Annotated in this window: 14 protein-coding genes and 1 pseudogene; 13 read left to right on the forward strand and 2 right to left on the reverse strand. The window is 39.6% G+C overall.

Features of this window, described 5'->3' with window-relative positions:
- The first annotated feature begins 57 nt into the window (after positions 1–57).
- From BFO_RS03000 to BFO_RS03020, 5 genes are all read left to right on the forward strand, one after another.
- Positions 58–1527: a glycoside hydrolase family 125 protein gene (locus BFO_RS03000; RefSeq protein WP_014224118.1), complete on the forward strand. Its 1470-nt coding sequence runs from the start codon at positions 58–60 to the stop codon at positions 1525–1527.
- Positions 1528–1726: 199 nt separating this feature from the next.
- On the forward strand, positions 1727–3634 hold the full coding sequence (gene dnaK, locus BFO_RS03005) for a molecular chaperone DnaK (RefSeq protein ID WP_014224119.1): 1908 nt from the start codon (positions 1727–1729) through the stop codon (positions 3632–3634).
- Positions 3635–3844: 210 nt separating this feature from the next.
- The gene (locus BFO_RS03010) at positions 3845–4399 is read left to right on the forward strand and encodes a helix-turn-helix domain-containing protein (RefSeq protein WP_041590621.1); all 555 of its coding nucleotides are present in this window, start codon (positions 3845–3847) and stop codon (positions 4397–4399) included.
- Positions 4400–4411: 12 nt separating this feature from the next.
- Positions 4412–5680: a site-specific integrase gene (locus BFO_RS03015; RefSeq protein WP_014224121.1), complete on the forward strand. Its 1269-nt coding sequence runs from the start codon at positions 4412–4414 to the stop codon at positions 5678–5680.
- Positions 5677–6345, forward strand: coding sequence for a hypothetical protein (locus BFO_RS03020; RefSeq protein ID WP_014224122.1), 669 nt, complete (start codon positions 5677–5679; stop codon positions 6343–6345). The genes BFO_RS03015 and BFO_RS03020 overlap by 4 nt, the downstream gene beginning before the upstream one ends.
- 133 nt (positions 6346–6478) lie before the next feature.
- On the opposite strand, the gene BFO_RS03025 is transcribed toward BFO_RS03020, so the two are convergent.
- Both BFO_RS03025 and BFO_RS03030 read right to left on the reverse strand, forming a co-directional pair.
- Positions 6479–7282 (reverse strand): class I SAM-dependent methyltransferase, encoded by an 804-nt coding sequence (locus tag BFO_RS03025; RefSeq protein ID WP_014224123.1) that lies wholly within the window; start codon positions 7280–7282, stop codon positions 6479–6481.
- A gap of 197 nt (positions 7283–7479) precedes the next feature.
- On the reverse strand, positions 7480–11205 hold the full coding sequence (locus BFO_RS03030; RefSeq protein ID WP_014224124.1) for an nSTAND3 domain-containing NTPase: 3726 nt from the start codon (positions 11203–11205) through the stop codon (positions 7480–7482).
- Between the two features lie 306 nt (positions 11206–11511).
- Between BFO_RS03030 and BFO_RS03035 the strand changes: the two genes are divergently transcribed.
- The 8 genes and pseudogenes from BFO_RS03035 to BFO_RS03070 all read left to right on the forward strand — a co-directional run.
- Positions 11512–11868: a helix-turn-helix domain-containing protein gene (locus BFO_RS03035; RefSeq protein WP_014224125.1), complete on the forward strand. Its 357-nt coding sequence runs from the start codon at positions 11512–11514 to the stop codon at positions 11866–11868.
- 14 nt (positions 11869–11882) lie between these two features.
- On the forward strand, positions 11883–13088 hold the full coding sequence (locus tag BFO_RS03040) for a VapE domain-containing protein (protein WP_014224126.1): 1206 nt from the start codon (positions 11883–11885) through the stop codon (positions 13086–13088).
- A 227-nt stretch (positions 13089–13315) separates the two neighbouring features.
- On the forward strand, positions 13316–14206 hold the full coding sequence (locus BFO_RS03045) for a toprim domain-containing protein (RefSeq protein ID WP_244262940.1): 891 nt from the start codon (positions 13316–13318) through the stop codon (positions 14204–14206).
- Between the two features lie 210 nt (positions 14207–14416).
- A complete protein-coding gene (locus BFO_RS03050; protein WP_244262941.1) occupies positions 14417–14695 on the forward strand; it encodes a plasmid mobilization protein in 279 nt (92 codons plus the stop codon).
- Positions 14685–15626, forward strand: a complete 942-nt coding sequence (locus BFO_RS03055; protein ID WP_014224130.1) for a relaxase/mobilization nuclease domain-containing protein — start codon at positions 14685–14687, stop codon at positions 15624–15626. The genes BFO_RS03050 and BFO_RS03055 overlap by 11 nt, the downstream gene beginning before the upstream one ends.
- A gap of 25 nt (positions 15627–15651) precedes the next feature.
- The gene (locus tag BFO_RS03060) at positions 15652–16374 is read left to right on the forward strand and encodes a hypothetical protein (protein WP_157755277.1); all 723 of its coding nucleotides are present in this window, start codon (positions 15652–15654) and stop codon (positions 16372–16374) included.
- A 117-nt stretch (positions 16375–16491) separates the two neighbouring features.
- Complete coding sequence (locus BFO_RS03065; protein ID WP_014224132.1) at positions 16492–16698, forward strand: helix-turn-helix domain-containing protein; 207 nt, start codon at positions 16492–16494, stop codon at positions 16696–16698.
- A gap of 11 nt (positions 16699–16709) precedes the next feature.
- Positions 16710–16940: pseudogene (locus tag BFO_RS03070) on the forward strand (cell filamentation protein Fic); the annotation flags it as partial.
- Between the last annotated feature and the right edge of the window lie 28 nt (positions 16941–16968).

A 16968-nucleotide genomic window follows, 5' to 3' on the forward strand; every position in this document is an offset into this window, starting at 1 on the left:
ATTGCACAAGCAGAGCAAAACCCCTATCTTTGCCCCTCTATTTTAAATGATAACTGTATGAAGAAGACTTTGAAAATCGCGGGGGCAGCGACTGTTGCGACTGCATTCTTTCTGTGTTGTCCACAAGCGAAAGCTGCCAACCTCGTCATGGAACGTGACAACACGACCGTACGTGTAGCGGCCGACTATACCCAAACGAATCGCCCGCCCGTGCCCGAACGACTATTCTCGTCGAAAGCAATCGAAAAAGAGATTGTCCGTATCAAAAAACTGCTGACTAACCCGAAGCTGGCATGGATGTTCGAAAACTGCTTCCCGAACACGCTCGATACCACCGTCCATTACCGCGCCATCGACGGCGACGACGATACATTCGTTTATACAGGAGATATTCACGCTATGTGGCTGCGTGATTCGGGCGCTCAGGTATGGCCCTACGTATCGTTCGCAAAGAAAGACGAAGAGCTGCGCCGAATGATTCGTGGGGTGATCCTCCGTCAGTTCAAATGCATCCTGCTCGACCCCTACGCCAACGCATTCAACGATGGACCTGTCGGCGGCGAATGGCAGAAAGACCTGACAAAAATGATTCCCGAACTGCACGAGCGCAAATGGGAGATCGACTCGCTCTGTTACCCGCTTCGCCTGGCATACGAATATTGGAAAGTGACCGGAGATAAAAGCATTTTCACGAACGAACAATGGCTCGAAACGGTACGAAGCATCTTGCGTACATTTAAAGAACAACAACGCAAGAACGACCTCGGACCGTACAAGTTCCAACGTGTCACAGCGGTATCGACAGATACGCAGCCCAACTACGGATGGGGAAACCCCATAAAACCGGTCGGACTGATTGCCTCCGCATTCCGTCCGTCAGACGACGCCACGATCCTGCAATTCCTCATCCCGTCGAACTTTTTCGCCGTAAGCTCACTGCGTAAAGCGGCCGAAATTCTGGACAAAGTGAACCAAAATAACGACCTTGCCAAAGAATGTACGGAGCTGGCTTCCGAAGTCGAAACAGCTCTGAAACAATATGCCGTAAACGATCATCCGAAATACGGGAAAATCTATGCATTCGAAGTAGACGGCTTCGGAAACCAACTGATGATGGACGATGCCAACGTACCGAGCCTGCTGGCCATGGCATACCTCGGCGACGTAGATATCAACGACCCGATTTATCAGAATACGCGCCGTTTCGTATGGAGCGAAGATAACCCGTACTTCTTTAAGGGTAAAGCCGGCGAAGGAATCGGTGGACCGCATATCGGCTACGACATGGTTTGGCCGATGTCCATCATGATGAAAGCATTTACCAGCCGAGACGATATAGAAATCAAGACCTGCATCCGCATGCTCATGGATACGGACAACGAAACAGGCTTCATGCACGAATCGTTCCACAAGGATGACCCGTCGAATTTTACACGTGAATGGTTCGCCTGGCAAAACACACTCTTCGGAGAGTTGATCCTTAAATTAATAAAGGAAGGCAAAACAGAGCTGCTGAACAGCCTCTGATCGCGTCTTTCCGACTCTCCTTTTTTATGGCGGAATGTCACTCGAGATGAGATCAACATCTTAAAAAAAACGCCAAAATGTCAGAAATTATGACAGTCTTCGCTTTCATCATTTTTGGCACACTATTTGCTGCTTGTCAATCAACGTGTTTAACACATAGAGGATATTGAAGCAAATAAAACATTAATATAGAATAAATATGGGAAAAATTATTGGAATCGACTTAGGAACAACCAACTCGTGCGTTGCCGTCCTTGAGGGTAACGAACCAGTGGTTATTACGAATAGTGAAGGTAAACGTACAACGCCTTCGATCGTCGCCTTTGTGGAAGGGGGCGAACGTAAAGTAGGCGATCCGGCCAAACGTCAAGCAATCACAAATCCCCAAAAGACGGTCTTCTCGATCAAGCGTTTTATGGGTGAAACGTTCGATCAAGTACAAAAAGAGATCAATCGTATCCCTTACAAGGTGGTACGAGGCGATAACAATACGCCGCGCGTCGATATTGACGGACGCCTCTATACTCCGCAGGAAATCTCGGCGATGATCCTTCAGAAGATGAAAAAGACAGCCGAAGATTATCTCGGACAGGAAGTGACGGAAGCCGTGATCACCGTGCCGGCCTACTTTAACGACGCACAACGTCAGGCGACGAAAGAAGCAGGCGAAATTGCAGGGTTGAAAGTTCGCCGTATCGTCAACGAACCGACAGCCGCCTCGTTGGCCTATGGCCTCGACAAATCAAACAAAGACATGAAAATCGCGGTGTTCGACCTCGGTGGAGGAACGTTCGATATCTCTATTCTCGAGCTGGGCGGGGGCGTATTCGAAGTAAAGTCGACGAACGGTGACACGCACCTCGGAGGAGATGATTTCGACCATGTGATCATCGACTGGCTGGCCGAAGAGTTTCTGAAGGACGAAAATATCGACCTGCGAAAAGACCCGATGGCCCTTCAACGGCTGAAAGAAGCAGCTGAAAAAGCGAAAATCGAACTGTCGAGCTCAACAAGCACGGAGATCAACCTGCCCTATATCATGCCGGTGGACGGGATTCCCAAACACCTCGTACGTACGTTGACCCGCGCCAAATTCGAACAATTGGCCGACAGCCTGATTCAGGCATGTCTCGAACCGTGTAAACGTGCATTGGCCGATGCCGGTCTGACCACCTCGGACATTAACGAAGTGATTCTTGTCGGCGGATCGACACGTATTCCGGCCGTACAGCAACTCGTTGAACAATTCTTCGGCAAAGCTCCTTCCAAAGGGGTGAACCCGGACGAAGTCGTTGCAGTGGGCGCAGCCATCCAGGGTGGTGTCCTCTCCGGCGATGTCAAAGACGTCGTATTGCTCGACGTTACGCCGCTGTCCCTCGGCATCGAAACGATGGGTAGCGTCATGACCCGTCTGATTGATGCGAATACGACCATTCCGACCAAAAAATCGGAAGTCTTTACGACGGCAGTCGACAATCAGCCTTCGGTCGAAATTCATGTGTTGCAGGGCGAACGCTCCATGGCTAAGGATAACAAATCGATCGGACGCTTCCACCTCGACGGAATCCCACCCGCACCACGCGGCGTTCCGCAGATCGAAGTAACGTTCGACATCGATGCCAACGGCATCCTCAATGTATCAGCCAAAGACAAAGGAACGGGCAAAGTGCAGAGCATACGCATCGAAGCCTCCAGCGGCCTGAGCGAAGATGAAATCAAACGAATGAAAGACGAAGCAGCCGCCAATGCCGAAGCCGACAAGAAAGAACGCGAACGCATCGATAAGATCAATCAGGCAGACAGCATGATCTTCCAGACGGAAAAACAGTTGAAAGACTTGGGCGACAAACTGCCAGCCGACAAAAAGTCACAAATCGAAGCAGCCCTGAATAAGCTGAAAGAAGCGCATAAGGCACAAGACCTCGCAGCGATTGACACCGCTACGGCCGAGCTGAACAACGTATTCCAGGCAGCCAGTCAGGACCTGTACAACGCACAAAATGCGCAAACAGGCGGTCCGTCGACCGAAAACGCCCCGACCGGAGACAATAAAGGAGACGCTTCAGACGGCAACGTAACGGATGTAGACTTTGAAGAGGTGAAGTAATCACGCTCACAAACGAGCATTAATCGAATAGTAAATAGCAGTAAGTTACTATCTTACTGCTATTTTTATTTTCTATAGTTTCTCGTACTTCTTCGTTTTCTATCGATTTTAGTCGTGTATTTGTACCATATTTGTGCCGCGACCTATTAGTGTATAAAGTGCGACTTAAATAAAAATAAAAATTGATTATCAGATAGATAAGAAAAGCGTATGCCAGCTGCAAAATTTCAGATTGAGCGAAAGTGCGAATTGTGTGGGGAGACCTTTCTTGCCAAGACAATCACATCAAGATATTGTTCTATACAATGCTCAAGGTCTGCGTATTCACAAAAGAAGCGAGAGGAAAAGTTGGAAGAGCTTAGGCGAGAGAAGGCCGCAAAGGTTTCCAAGGATCAACCCTACCTTTCTATCTCCGATGCTATTGCCCTATACGACGTTTGCAGAGATACGCTATACCGACTTGTTAGAAGTAAGGCTCTCCGAAGTTATAACTTGGGAAAAAGGATGACTCGCATCTGTAAAGAAGATTTAGAACGCAACTTTAATCTGAGACCTGTTGATGAGCAAAAGCCGAGAACAAGAAGTGAGGCTAAACTTTACAACCTTGAGCCAGAGCATTGTTACACGATCGGTGAAATAACAACCAAGTTTGGTGTTACAGAAGGCACGGTATATAAGCATATCAGAAAATTTTCCATCCCCATAAGGCAGATTGGCAACTATGTCTATGCCCCAAAATCAGAGATAGACCAACTGTACAAATAACCTTAGATACATATGAGAAAAGAATTACATAACACGAAAGTAACTGTGCGACTTCGCAAGAGTGCATATAGAAATGAGTGGTATCTCTACATTGAGAGTTATCCTGTCTATACTGCGGGCAAATCCGAGCCACAACGTGTCCGTGAGTATCTCAACCGCATAGTAACTACGGTAGTCTGGGATAAAACTCGGACTGCACGGACGACATCTTCGAGCAAATCGTACAAACCCAAGCGAGATTTGAATGGAGTGATACAGTGCAAAAGCGAGGTAGATCAAGAAGCTTGTATCTATGCCGATGAGGTGCGAAAGCTCCGTCAAAGAGAATACGATAATGCAGATTTGTACAGTGATGCAGATACTGCACAAGCAGAGCAAAAGGAACGTTTGCAACAAAACTTCATTGGCTATTTTCGGGAGGCGATGTATAAACGACACAAAAATAGCTCCACTTCTATTCTTGTCAATTGGAAGAGAGCTATGGACTTTCTTAAAATGTATGCGGGAGAAAATTTGCCATTTTTCAAAATCGACAATGCTTTTGCCGAAGAGTACAAACGTTTCCTTTTGACAGCCCCTCGTGGAGGGAATAAATGTGGTACTATTTCTCACAATACGGCATCGACTTATTTTTCTATTTTCAAGGCAGCTCTTAAACAGGCATTTATAGATGGTTATCTAACCGTTGATATATCCACCAAAATAAAAGGTATTCAGGAACAGGAGGCTCGCCGTGAATACCTTACCGTAGAGGAGTTAAATACGCTTGCTTCAACCCCTTGTGATCGTGAGGTGATGAAACGGGCAGCCCTTTTCTCTGCTCTGACAGGATTACGCCACTGTGATATTCAGAAACTAAAGTGGAAAGAGATCAACATGGATGGAGAACAGCCGAGGTTACATTTCACTCAAAAGAAGACCAAGGGAGTGGAGTATATGCCTATTTCGGAACAAGCCTTACAACTATGTGGAGAACGAAGATTGCCAGAACAATTGGTTTTTGAAGATCTGCCTAATCCGTCATGGATTTCTAAACCTCTAAAGCGTTGGATAGAGGCTGCAGGCATCAAAAAGTCCATAAGCTTTCATTGCTTCCGCCACTCCTACGCGACTCTACAACTTGCTAGCGGTACAGACATTTATACCGTAAGCAAGATGCTGGGACATACGAATGTGAAGACAACGCAAATCTATGCAAAGGTGGTCGATGAAAAGAAAAACAAGGCGGCACAAGCAATACAACTTAAATCTATAATTAATACAAAATCAGAGAAAGAATGAATCCAAAATATCTTGAACATATTGTTGTTTACCTCTCCGTCTTGGTAGTTTGTGTATTGATTGGGTTGCTGGCGAGAATGATTGTCGTAAGTGCAGGTGTGGATGAATTTACGGCAACTACCGTCTTTTGGGCAGTTACGGCATTGGGCGTGATTGTGTACGCCGTACTGACTTTACTTATCGAAGGACTTTTTTCGTCTACGCTATTGAAGTTTTTTCGCAAAAAGGCACAGCTCAAAATCACGGAAACTACACCCATTCAAACCGAAAGTTTGAAGGAAATCCGCGCCAAGCAACAGCGACAAATGGACGATAAAAAGCGCGCAAAACGTGACTATGCTGTAGAGTACACCCAAAAGGAATTTGCACCCTACACATCGGATGCGGATTTAGAACGGCTTTGCCAGTACGTGCAACTGTATGCCGACCAACTTCCATTGAACGACATTCAGTCAATCCGGGTAAAAACCCTATCCTCTTTGGATTTATTTCATTTTGGCTGGAATATCTGGAAATACCTAAGTGTGAGCAAACAAGAGGACATAGCCCTATTCCTTAAAAAAGTTTTTTCCCATGATCTAAAAGATGTGGAGCCAGACAGCATCAAAAGTCATTTGAAAGACGACCCTAGAAAAGGCATTATTTTGATTCAGGAAAAGTTGTAATCGACAAATAAGTACTAAACTGTTTTTGTTCCAACAGATTTATACGAAAGCGCAAATTCCATTTGATATAACCGCTTATACCAACTACTGGACTTCATCGTTGCTCTCCAGTTTACCTGATTCAAATACCGTGTTAGCGATAATTATTCTTTTTCGCTTCTATTGAAAACAAAATAGGTAATAAATGTTCCATATTGGCTATTCTAAATTTGCCATTCGCCTCTGTCATATTACCAAACAAATTAAATGGTGAGTAATCATATTCCTCGAAATTAGTTATCTGTAAATCGTTGCACAGCAGCCCTTGAAATATTTTTGATAATCCATGATTCCAAGTTATTTCTTTATAACTTCCTTTTTTATTAGAATTTGTATAAGTCTCAGAAATTGTAATAAAGGGATCATTTCGAGAATAAGCCGATTCTATTTTTTCAAAATTTGTATCAAACATCCATAATACAAGATGAAATTCAACCATCACAAATTTACCGTATTCATTTAAATAATGATTTACGATTTCTCCCCATTTATTAAGATCTGGATACCAATTTATTACACCATAACTCGTAAAAACAATATCGAATGTAGTCTTCAAATGGTTTGGTAAGTCGAAAATATTACAACAGATAAAATCAGCCTCACAATTAGTTACATCTGCTAAATACTTTGCTTTCTCTATTGATTTATCTGATAAATCAACTCCTGTAACTTTTGCACCCATACGAGCAAATGATATTGTATCCATTCCAAAGTGGCATTGTAAATGTAATATCTTCTTATCTTTCACATCCCCAAGCAAACCTATTTCAAGTGAGTTTAAAGAAGATTTTCCTTCCAAAAAACTTTTTACGTTGTAGAAATCTGATTCAAAATGCTCTTGTGTTCTTTGGTTCCAACTACTTTGGTTAATTTCAATAAAATCATCGTACGTTTTCATATTCTCAACTTATTATCTAGGTTGCTATATTTTCTTAATTACCACTTACGATCGGCTGCTTGGCGAAGGTGGCGGCTCATGAATGTTTGTACGGGCGATAAACTCTCAAACTCTGCACACACTTTCTGCTAGCCAAACCGCCACTTGCACCAAACCGCTTGTTGTAAGCTGTGCATTCATTGCTAATGTGTTTGTTTTCAATTACTCTCAATGAATTTTCTCTTTCTCTCCCAATCTGCATATATTAATCCATTTTCAATTTGTGTATTAAGATATTTTTTTATCGGTATTAATTTTATTCCTAAATCTGATTTTTTCACAATAGAAAGTATATTTTGCCAATCAGAAGCTTCTAAATCGCCCAAATTAACATCTCCACAAACAACTGTTCCGCCATTTCCTCTCCACCATATTTTAGAAAACAAATCAACATCTTGTGTTAAGGATATAAACAGTAATAACACATCTTCAAATATTTCTTTCATTGAGTGTCTTGCTATATCCACAATAAAATTCATTTTTTTATAACTTCCATAATTTTCTTTGCAATAATTTAACAGGAAATTTTTAGCTCGTATGCTCGCTTCTTGTGGCAAATTCCAAAAGAAAGAATTGCAAAAATGTTCTCCAATTCCTAAATAGACTTCTTTTTTATCAATCAAATCAAAAACGGTCTTCAGTATAGGTTCAATTCTATTAGATTCCCAAATGACATTCAAATATCTGTCTTCGTCCAAATAATGTTGATTTTTTGAATATAAATTATCAATATACTCTATAAGAAAGTTTTCATCTCGCTGAATAATCTTTGCAAAGCCTCTTCGAGTTAAGTCAAAATGACTGTCTATTAAATTTTGTTGCAAGTATAGTTTCTTTATCAAATTAATGTCATTCCCTAATTCCTCAAAGCAGTCTTCTATGATATTAAATTGCACAAAAATCGTTTCGTCTTTTTTTTCGTTTTTGTCAATAATGATTTGGAATAATTCTTGGAACAAATTTGGTTCAATACTTAAATATCGCTTTAATCCTCCAAGCCATATTGAAGCTCTATTCGGTAAATTTTTTACAGTCTCTTTAATTTTCTCAATATACTTCTCATTTATTAGATTGTCTGCCAAATTATCATAAAAAGACAACTCCCAAGAATATCTATTGTCAAAATTATTGTTCTGCAAAATATCCCAAATATATTGTGATTTTTCTTGTGTTGTTAGCTGATTTTTGAAGACTGTTGTTGGGATATAACCAATTTGATTGTTTGTAATTATTACTTCATTTAAAAACTGACAACCTAACCCAAAATTTTTAGAACAATTTTCATCAACTATCAAATCAAACGAGTTATTATAGCTCCAATCATTTTTTGCAATGCTTTTTAAGTAGACAAAAGTGTCATAAAATGATTTAATATCTTTAATGTTGTTGAAAACAAAAGATTTCCTTATTTCTTCTTCTTTCAGTTTTTCGTATTCTTGGTAATTCTCAAAATCATAGCTTTCCTTGTCTCTAAATCTATCCCAATCTAAAATTAGATACTTCTCATAAGTTGTGTTTGTGAATTTTTGAGATAAAGAAACAAATTCAGGAAGTTCTATTTCGTTTCTTCTACACCATCTAATCTGTTCTTGAACGTAACGACAATGTTCAAATGAGTTAGGTGTTAAATGTTTTTCAATAATGGGTATTAAGAATTGAATATCATATTCCATTATTTCTTTTGTTACATCTGGACTAACATTTGCATAACTTTGTAATAATTCGAGGGATTTCTCAGGATAAATATCAAAGTAGTCATTTACATTATCCCAAATGTTTTTTCGAAACACTCTAATAAATTGATTATTGGGAATAGGATACTGATAAATAGATATTGCATAGTGCCTTTCACTTTTTGTTTGTTGGTATTTAAAAGCAAGAAATGTTTTTGACAATTCATAGAATGCTATTGAATACAAAATATCTTTTTTTGCTAATCCTTCAATTAAAATTTGAAAAAGTATATTTTGCCTTTCAAAACCAAAGCGTTCATCAGTCCAGTCAAATATCAGGATTTCTCTGATTTTGTGTATTAGTTCGGGCAAGTGTTCTGGTTTCTTTCTGATAAACTCAAAAATTAATTCAATCGCATCTTTGAGCTTGTTTTGAAAACGTAAAAAATTACTAAGCAGTTCAATAACTTCATTTCGGCTATAAGCAAAATCATTTGTTTCATATTTAACTTCGTAATTAACATTATGAGGTAAAGGCAGTTGATTTATTCTATTGTAAATATACAGCAATGTTTCTTCTTGCAGATAGAACCAAAATATTTCCAAGAATGCAAACGTTCTTTCTTCTTCGTTTTCAATTGATTTTAAATAGTTTTGAAGAATAGGTTGAAGTTTCTGCATCACATTTTCAAAACCAAAAGTATTGTTTGCAGGAATAACACAATCTTTAAATCGATTTTTATTTTCATTAAAATAACTTTTTAAAAGTGTTTCAAATGCGAGCAGATTATCTTTAATAAATGCTTTATAGAAAAAGAAAGTTGCTAAATTTTGTTCGGGAATTTTCACATAATCATATCGTATTTCCACTAACTCCAATCTATCTAATTTTTCTATTGCATCAATGAATAATGAATAGTCAATACCAAAATTTTGTAAAACAGGTTCGGTTATGTTTTTGTCTTTATAGGGTATGACATTGAAAAAAGCAATTATCCCCAAACATTTAATATTGAACTGATTGGAAAATTCTCCATCATCATTTATAAATGTTGAGAAATATTTCTCAAACAAATCGGATACATCTGCCAAAGCATAAATATTTTGCTCTTGTTTTGCAAGCAACGCCGTCATAATTGCAAGCCGAGGATTTCCGTCTGCGATACGAACAATTTCTTTATGAAATTGCCAATTTGAAATATTAAAAGGTTCCGCTTTAATAATATCAGTAATTTGTTCATCAGAGAACTTTTTTAAAACACATTGCTTGGGTGCAAATCCAAAGCAAAAACTTTCAACTATTGGCAAAGCATAATCTCTTGCAGTAAGAATAATTTTCAAATTTCCTGTTCGTTGCGACTTGTAAAAACCTGTGATTTGACTAAAAGCGTCTATTCTATTGGCATCGTCAACGAAAAAGATATAGTCTTTTTCATCATCAAAATACTGATATAAATCACTTAACAAGTCACAATTTTTATATGAAAGGCAAAACGCATTGTATGATAAATTTTCGGTAAGAAAACTATTAATTGCTTCTATTGCAATTTTTGTTTTCCCAACGCCTGCAACACCAGTGATTATTAAGAAATCATTTTGCTTAATAATTTGTTTGATATTTTCTAATTCCTCCTCTCTGTGCAGAAAAGTATTATTCAAAGGTGTCGCAATACCCTTAGACGCTTTATTGTATTCCTCAATAAAAGTGTTAATAGAAACAATTTGGCCTGTATCTAAAGGTAACCCCAAATATTTATGAACTAAATCTCTATGTTGTAAATGCAATTCTAATGATAGACAATCAAGCGTATAAATGGTTAATGTGAGTTCTGCTTTGCCCAGAAGATTCTTCAAAGATTGAAATTCTTCTGTACTTAAGTTGAAATTTATACAAAGTATTATTTCTGCAATTTGATTTATCGGAATTTTTGTCTTTGTTGTGTCAAGACATTTTTTTATATCTTCTTGCAGTTTTGGTACACCTTTTGTAATATTGGTTGAATATTCTACAAATACATATTTACCATTAGGCAATAAGTAAAAAGTGTCAGGTGTTCCTTTTGTTGTTTTTTGTTTTCCGCTTTGACTTCCGACTCTCGAAAAAGTTCGGTAATTCTCGTTTTTAAGAATTAAAAAGCTATCACATAATTCCTGAAAAACAGTTTCATTTATACTTGTAAGAGCTTTTTCTATAGTTTGTAATCTACTCATTTTTCTTTTCTTTAATTTTATGCTGTGTAGCCCACGCATTGCCTACAACACTATAATATGCGCAATTTTATTATGCATATTAGCCAAGTCGGTACATATTCCACAATAAAATTACATTTGCAAACATACTATCTTTCCGCATAACAGCCAAAAATATTGTATTTATTATTATTGAGTAAGAAAGGAGATAGCTAACAACTTTCGAGGTATTTTCCACTGTGTTTTTGTAGTGTTTTCTCCGTGTTTTGAATCACAGAGAAAACACTTTATTCATTTGTGCCATGTTAAACTCAAAATAGTATAGACATGGACAACAACGAAATTTCTTTTGAGAATCTACCTAAGGCGGTAGCTCACTTAGTGAACGAAGTAGCTGAGATCAAAGCATTGGTCGAGAAAGGGCAAGATGCAGTTCTTTCTCCAAAACGTATTCCTATCGGGATAGATGAAGCGTGTAAAATCATCGGGAAGGCCAAACCTACAATTTATACACTTATGCGCAAGCGTTTACTCCCTTGCTACAAGAATGGAAAGCAACTCTACTTCTTCGAGGATGAGTTGCTCGAATGGATAGCCAATGGTCGTAGAAAAACTGTGCGAGAACTTGCCGAAGACTCAAAGCTCTTTATCTCTGAAAAGAAGGCCAAGCGCTCTCATTTCTAAATATCTATTCAACGATGAAAGAAGAAATGGATGAACGACCAGAAGGGAAGCAATCCAAGAATGAACGGATAGAGTCTTTTCTAAGGGAGCACTATGACTTTCGATTCAATACCGTAAAAAGTCGCACGGAGTTTCGAGGCTCGAATAAAGATGAACCTTTCTACCCACTCGGTAAATTCGACATCAACTCCATGCGACGGCTATTGGATTCTTCACAAGGTATCAGTACCTCGGCAGAGAATATACGAGCGATATTGGAAAGTGATTTCTGCCCACGTATCAATCCTGTACAGAAGTATTTCCAAAAACTATCGAAGTGGAACGAGGGAGAGGATTCGGAGATTATTCACTTGGCCTCGTGCGTAACGGTTCGGAATCCTGAGAAGTGGCAAACTTATCTGACCAAATGGCTTATTGCAGTGGTGGCGAATGCGATGGATGATTTATTCTGTCGCAATCACACCTGTCTGGTTTTGACTGGAGAGCAGGGTAAGTTCAAGACAACTTTCTTAGACTTACTTTGTCCCATAGAGCTGAAAGCATATTTGTTTACGGGTACTATTGACCCTCAAAACAAGGATACGCAGACCCTTATAGCCGAATACCTATTTATCAATATCGACGACCAACTCAAAGCCCTCAACAAGAGAGACGAAAATGAGTTAAAGAATCTCATCACTACTCCACGGGTTAAGTATCGCAGACCATACGATACGTACATCGAAGAGTATCCTCACTTAGCCAGTTTTATGGCTTCGGTAAATGGCAATGACTTCCTTACAGATCCGACGGGTAGCCGCCGATTTCTTCCTTTTGAGGTAGAAGCTATTGACATAGAAGCTGCTAAACAGGTTGATATCAATAAGGTTTATTCGGAGGCTTGGTGGTATTGGAAAAGTGGATATCGGTACTGGTTTGATGATGCGGAAATTGCAGAGTTGCACCGAGAGAGCGAAGGCTTTCATGTGCAGACAGTCGAATACGAAATGTTGCTCAAAGGCTTTGAGAAACCAAGTCCTAAGGAAGAGTCTTATATGACCACTTCGGAAGTCCTGAATTATTTGCGTGGATACACTACGCTGAACCTCTCTGAAAAACGAATGGGAGAAGCTCTGCGCAAAGCAGGATTTGAACGAAAGTCCCGACGGATAGGAGGTAACCCTATGTATGTTTATCATATCAGGAAAGTCTTCCCGAATCCATTTATCAGTTCCTTTTGACCTATTGATAAATTACAGTTACTACTTACTACAAGAGATACTAATCCAGTGAAAGAAAAAAGATTGAGCGTGTAGTATGGTTTTATAATCTGTCTTACAACAGAGTTACTACTCGCACCGATGATACTACTACAAGAAAACAGGTTACGACTCTTTTTCTTTTCACTGTGAAGGAGTTATCCATCCATATTCATGTAGTAAGGAAAATCTCCAAAACTTAGAAAAACATGATGAATATTGAACATATAAAATCCTTATCTCTGAAGGATTATTTGGCAAATAAAGGCCATTACCCCGTGAAGGAGTATACGACTTATGGAATGTATAGAAGTCCTTTTCGGGAAGAGAGTAGTCCCAGTTTCAAGGTCGATTATAGAGTAAACCTTTGGTATGATTTTGGAAGCGGAGAGGGTGGTAGCATAATTGATTTGGTAATGAAACTACATGGCTGCACGCTGTCTCAAGCATTTGGACTGTTAGAAAGCCGTGTAGAGATTAGCCCTCTTACGCAGAACGACTTTGAACGACAGGTAGAGAGGCGCGAAGAGATGAAAATAATCGAAGCCGTCTCTTTGCATCATCCTAATTTGCTGAGATATCTGCAAGATCGTAAGATTGATTGTTCTGTGGCGAAACAATATTGCCGTGAGGTTCACTATCAAGTAAAAGGACGTACTTATTACGCTATCGGAATGCCTAACGACTTGGGAGGTTATGCCATTCGTAATCTCTATTTCAAAGGCTGTTTACCTCCTTCCAGTGTCTCCTCCTTTGATCGAAATACGGATACTGTAAATCTCTTTGAAGGATTTATGGATTACTTGAGTTTTTGCACCCTTTATCCTGACAGAAATACTGAATCTGCAGTTGTATTGAACTCTGTAAACAATCTCCAAAAGGCTCATTCTTTGCTCTCGAAATATGCCATTGTTAACGCTTATCTCGATAACGATGCAGCAGGAAAGAAAACGCTTGAAGTGCTTTGGAGAATGAATCTTCCCGTTAATGATTGCTCCAGCCTCTATGGGGAGCATAAAGACTTGAATGATTTTCTCTGTCGAAAAAATCAAAAACTCATTTCTCCTCCGAGAATGAAATGTCGGGGACTCAAACGATGAATGGGCATGGAGTCAAGTCCTTTGATTATTAGGGGAGCAAGTTTGTGTTTTGGTCAGACCAAAACCTTGCTCTTCGAGGATTGACTCATCCCGTTGGTCTATTTATAAATCAAAACAAGTACAGCAATAAAAACAATAGAAAATCGCAATACGAATGGTCGCCCACCCAAACGACCAGTAAAAAAGAAGAAATATAAGATTACTCTGAAAATGGCAACCGAGGAGTTCTACTCTCTGAAAGCTAAAGCACGTCTTGCTGGGATTACCCGAAGTGAATACATCCGTCGTTGTATTGCTGCCAGTATAGTCAGGCAAAGACTATCTTCCGAATTGATGAGTCACCTTCGTCAGCTAAGTGGAATGGCCAATAATGTCAATCAGATTGCCCACAAAGCCAATGCTATGGGATACGCACGAGTCTATCAAGACAACCTTGTGATGACTGAGAGATTGGACAATATCATAAAACGAATCGAAGATGATTGCTAAGATTGTTCAGGGGAGAGGATTTCGAGGGGTGATAAACTATGTTTTAGGGAAAGAGCGTGCTCAGCTCTTGCAGGCAGAAGGCATTCGTCTGAAAGATAGAGAAGCTATAATCCGAAGCTTTGTTACTCAAAATAAACTTAATCCCAAGATTACGAAACCTGTAGCCCACATCTCTTTGGATTTCTCAGCCCAAGATAAGGTGCATTTAACGGATGCTTTTATGGTCAAGGTGGCACAGGAATATTTACAGAAAATGGGCTACTCCAATACACAGTATCTTATTGCTCGCCATCACGATACAGACCATCCACACATACACATGGTAATCAATCGTATTGATAATGATGGTCGAAGAATTTCGGATCAAAATGAAAAACTACGTAGCACAAAGGTCTGCATGGAACTGACCAAGAAATACGGATTATATATTGCTTCAGGAAAAGAGAATGTCAAGCGTGAACGGCTGAAAGGGAACGACAAAACCAAATATGAGATTTACGACGCTCTCAAAAAAGCTATCCCTCAAAGTTTGACGTGGGAGCAGTTGCAAGCAACCCTAAAGCAATCAGGTATAGGCTTGGAATTTAAAATGAATGGCAATACAGATAAGATTCAGGGCATCATCTTTGAGAAAGACGGTAATCGGATTTCAGGCTCCCATGTAGATAGAGAATGTAGCTTCTCAAAGATTGACAGGCAGATTAAAGATAATGCCTATCAAGCACTGCAAGTGGCAGAAAAACAGGAGTTCAAAACATCAGAAACAGGAGGTGTGATGGATGCTCTTGATTCTCTTATCGGGCAACTAAGCATTTTCTCGCTTTTTAATAGTCCTCATTACGATGCAACGCTTGCCGAATACATTCAGGCTCTGAAAGCCCGAAAGTTGGCGGCTAAAAGTAAAATCAGAATACGCAGGGTACTGCACTAATGTTTAATCATAAAAGAAAAAGTATATGAATACAGATAGAATGGATACTTCGGCCGTATATGGTCTATTCGAGGAATTGAAGCAGAGTCTTACTGAAATGACTGCCTCGTTAAAAGGAAGATCTGAACAACAAACAATCGATTTGAGTAAAATCGAGGAACTTTTTGGGAAGATGAATACACTTTCAAAGCAAGAGGTGTTTTCTCCCGAACAAATCAGAGTTTTGGAAGAAATACTTACCAAGAGTGTAGTGGCAGGACTGGAAATAGCCTTTGAGAAGCTAGATGGATGGGATTTAGAGAAAAAAGAGACTTTACAAGCCATCGAGGCAAAAATTGATGAGATGGGTAAGGAGAGTCGTACTGTCATCCGTAAAGAACATATTCTTAGTCTTGACTTTAAGAACAGTAAAACGGTTATCACTCTTTGCAGTATGGGACTTGTTCTTTTGTTTTCTCTGGTTGGGAACTTTTGGCAAATGCGACAAAACGGTCAACTATCGGATAATGATTTGAAGTATCGCTACATCAAAATGTATGGAGAAGTTAATCAGGAAAAGCTAATGGATTTGGAAACGCTCTTTACCTATGAGAGAGACGAAGAGCAAATTACACTTATCCGAGAACAAGTGGAAACTTACGAACGATTAGTTAAAGAGCAAGCTGAAAAAACAGAACGAGCCCGCCTGAACACATCTCAAGCAAATGAACTTCGGAAGCAGGCTGAATCTATAAAACAACGGAAATAAAGCTTCTTTCCTGCACCAATTAAAATGATTTAAGGGAATGAGAAAATAAAACCTCATTCCCTTTTTCTATGCTATTTCATTTCATATCTTTGCGCTATCAAAAGAACATTGAACGCGATGGATAAACCCATGAATCGAATCAAAGAAGTGCTTGTGGAGAAAGGAATTAAGCAAACATGGCTTGCCGAAAAATTCGGCAAGAGTTTCAGCATTGTCAATGCCTATGTCTGTAACAGACGCCAACCAAGCCTCGAAATCCTCTTCCAGATTGCAGAGATATTACAGGTTAACCCTAAGGAATTGATTAACAACCTAGATGAGTAACGATTTTCATTATGGCAGAGTATAAGGAACAGCATAAGAAGTCAATTCGCTTCTTTAATGACAGAGAAGTGAGGGCTGTATGGGACGATGAAAACAATAAGTGGTGGCTCTCGGTACTCGATATCATTACAGCAATCAACGAGCAAGACGATTATCAAAAGACAAGAAACCATTGGAAATTTCTGAAAATCAAGCTGAAGAGGGAGAATAACCAACTGGTTAGTGACACCATACAGCCAAAAGACTCCTTGGTGCCAGAGGAGGGGAGCG

The organism is Tannerella forsythia 92A2, from assembly GCF_000238215.1.
GTDB classification, from domain to species: Bacteria; Bacteroidota; Bacteroidia; order Bacteroidales; family Tannerellaceae; genus Tannerella; species Tannerella forsythia.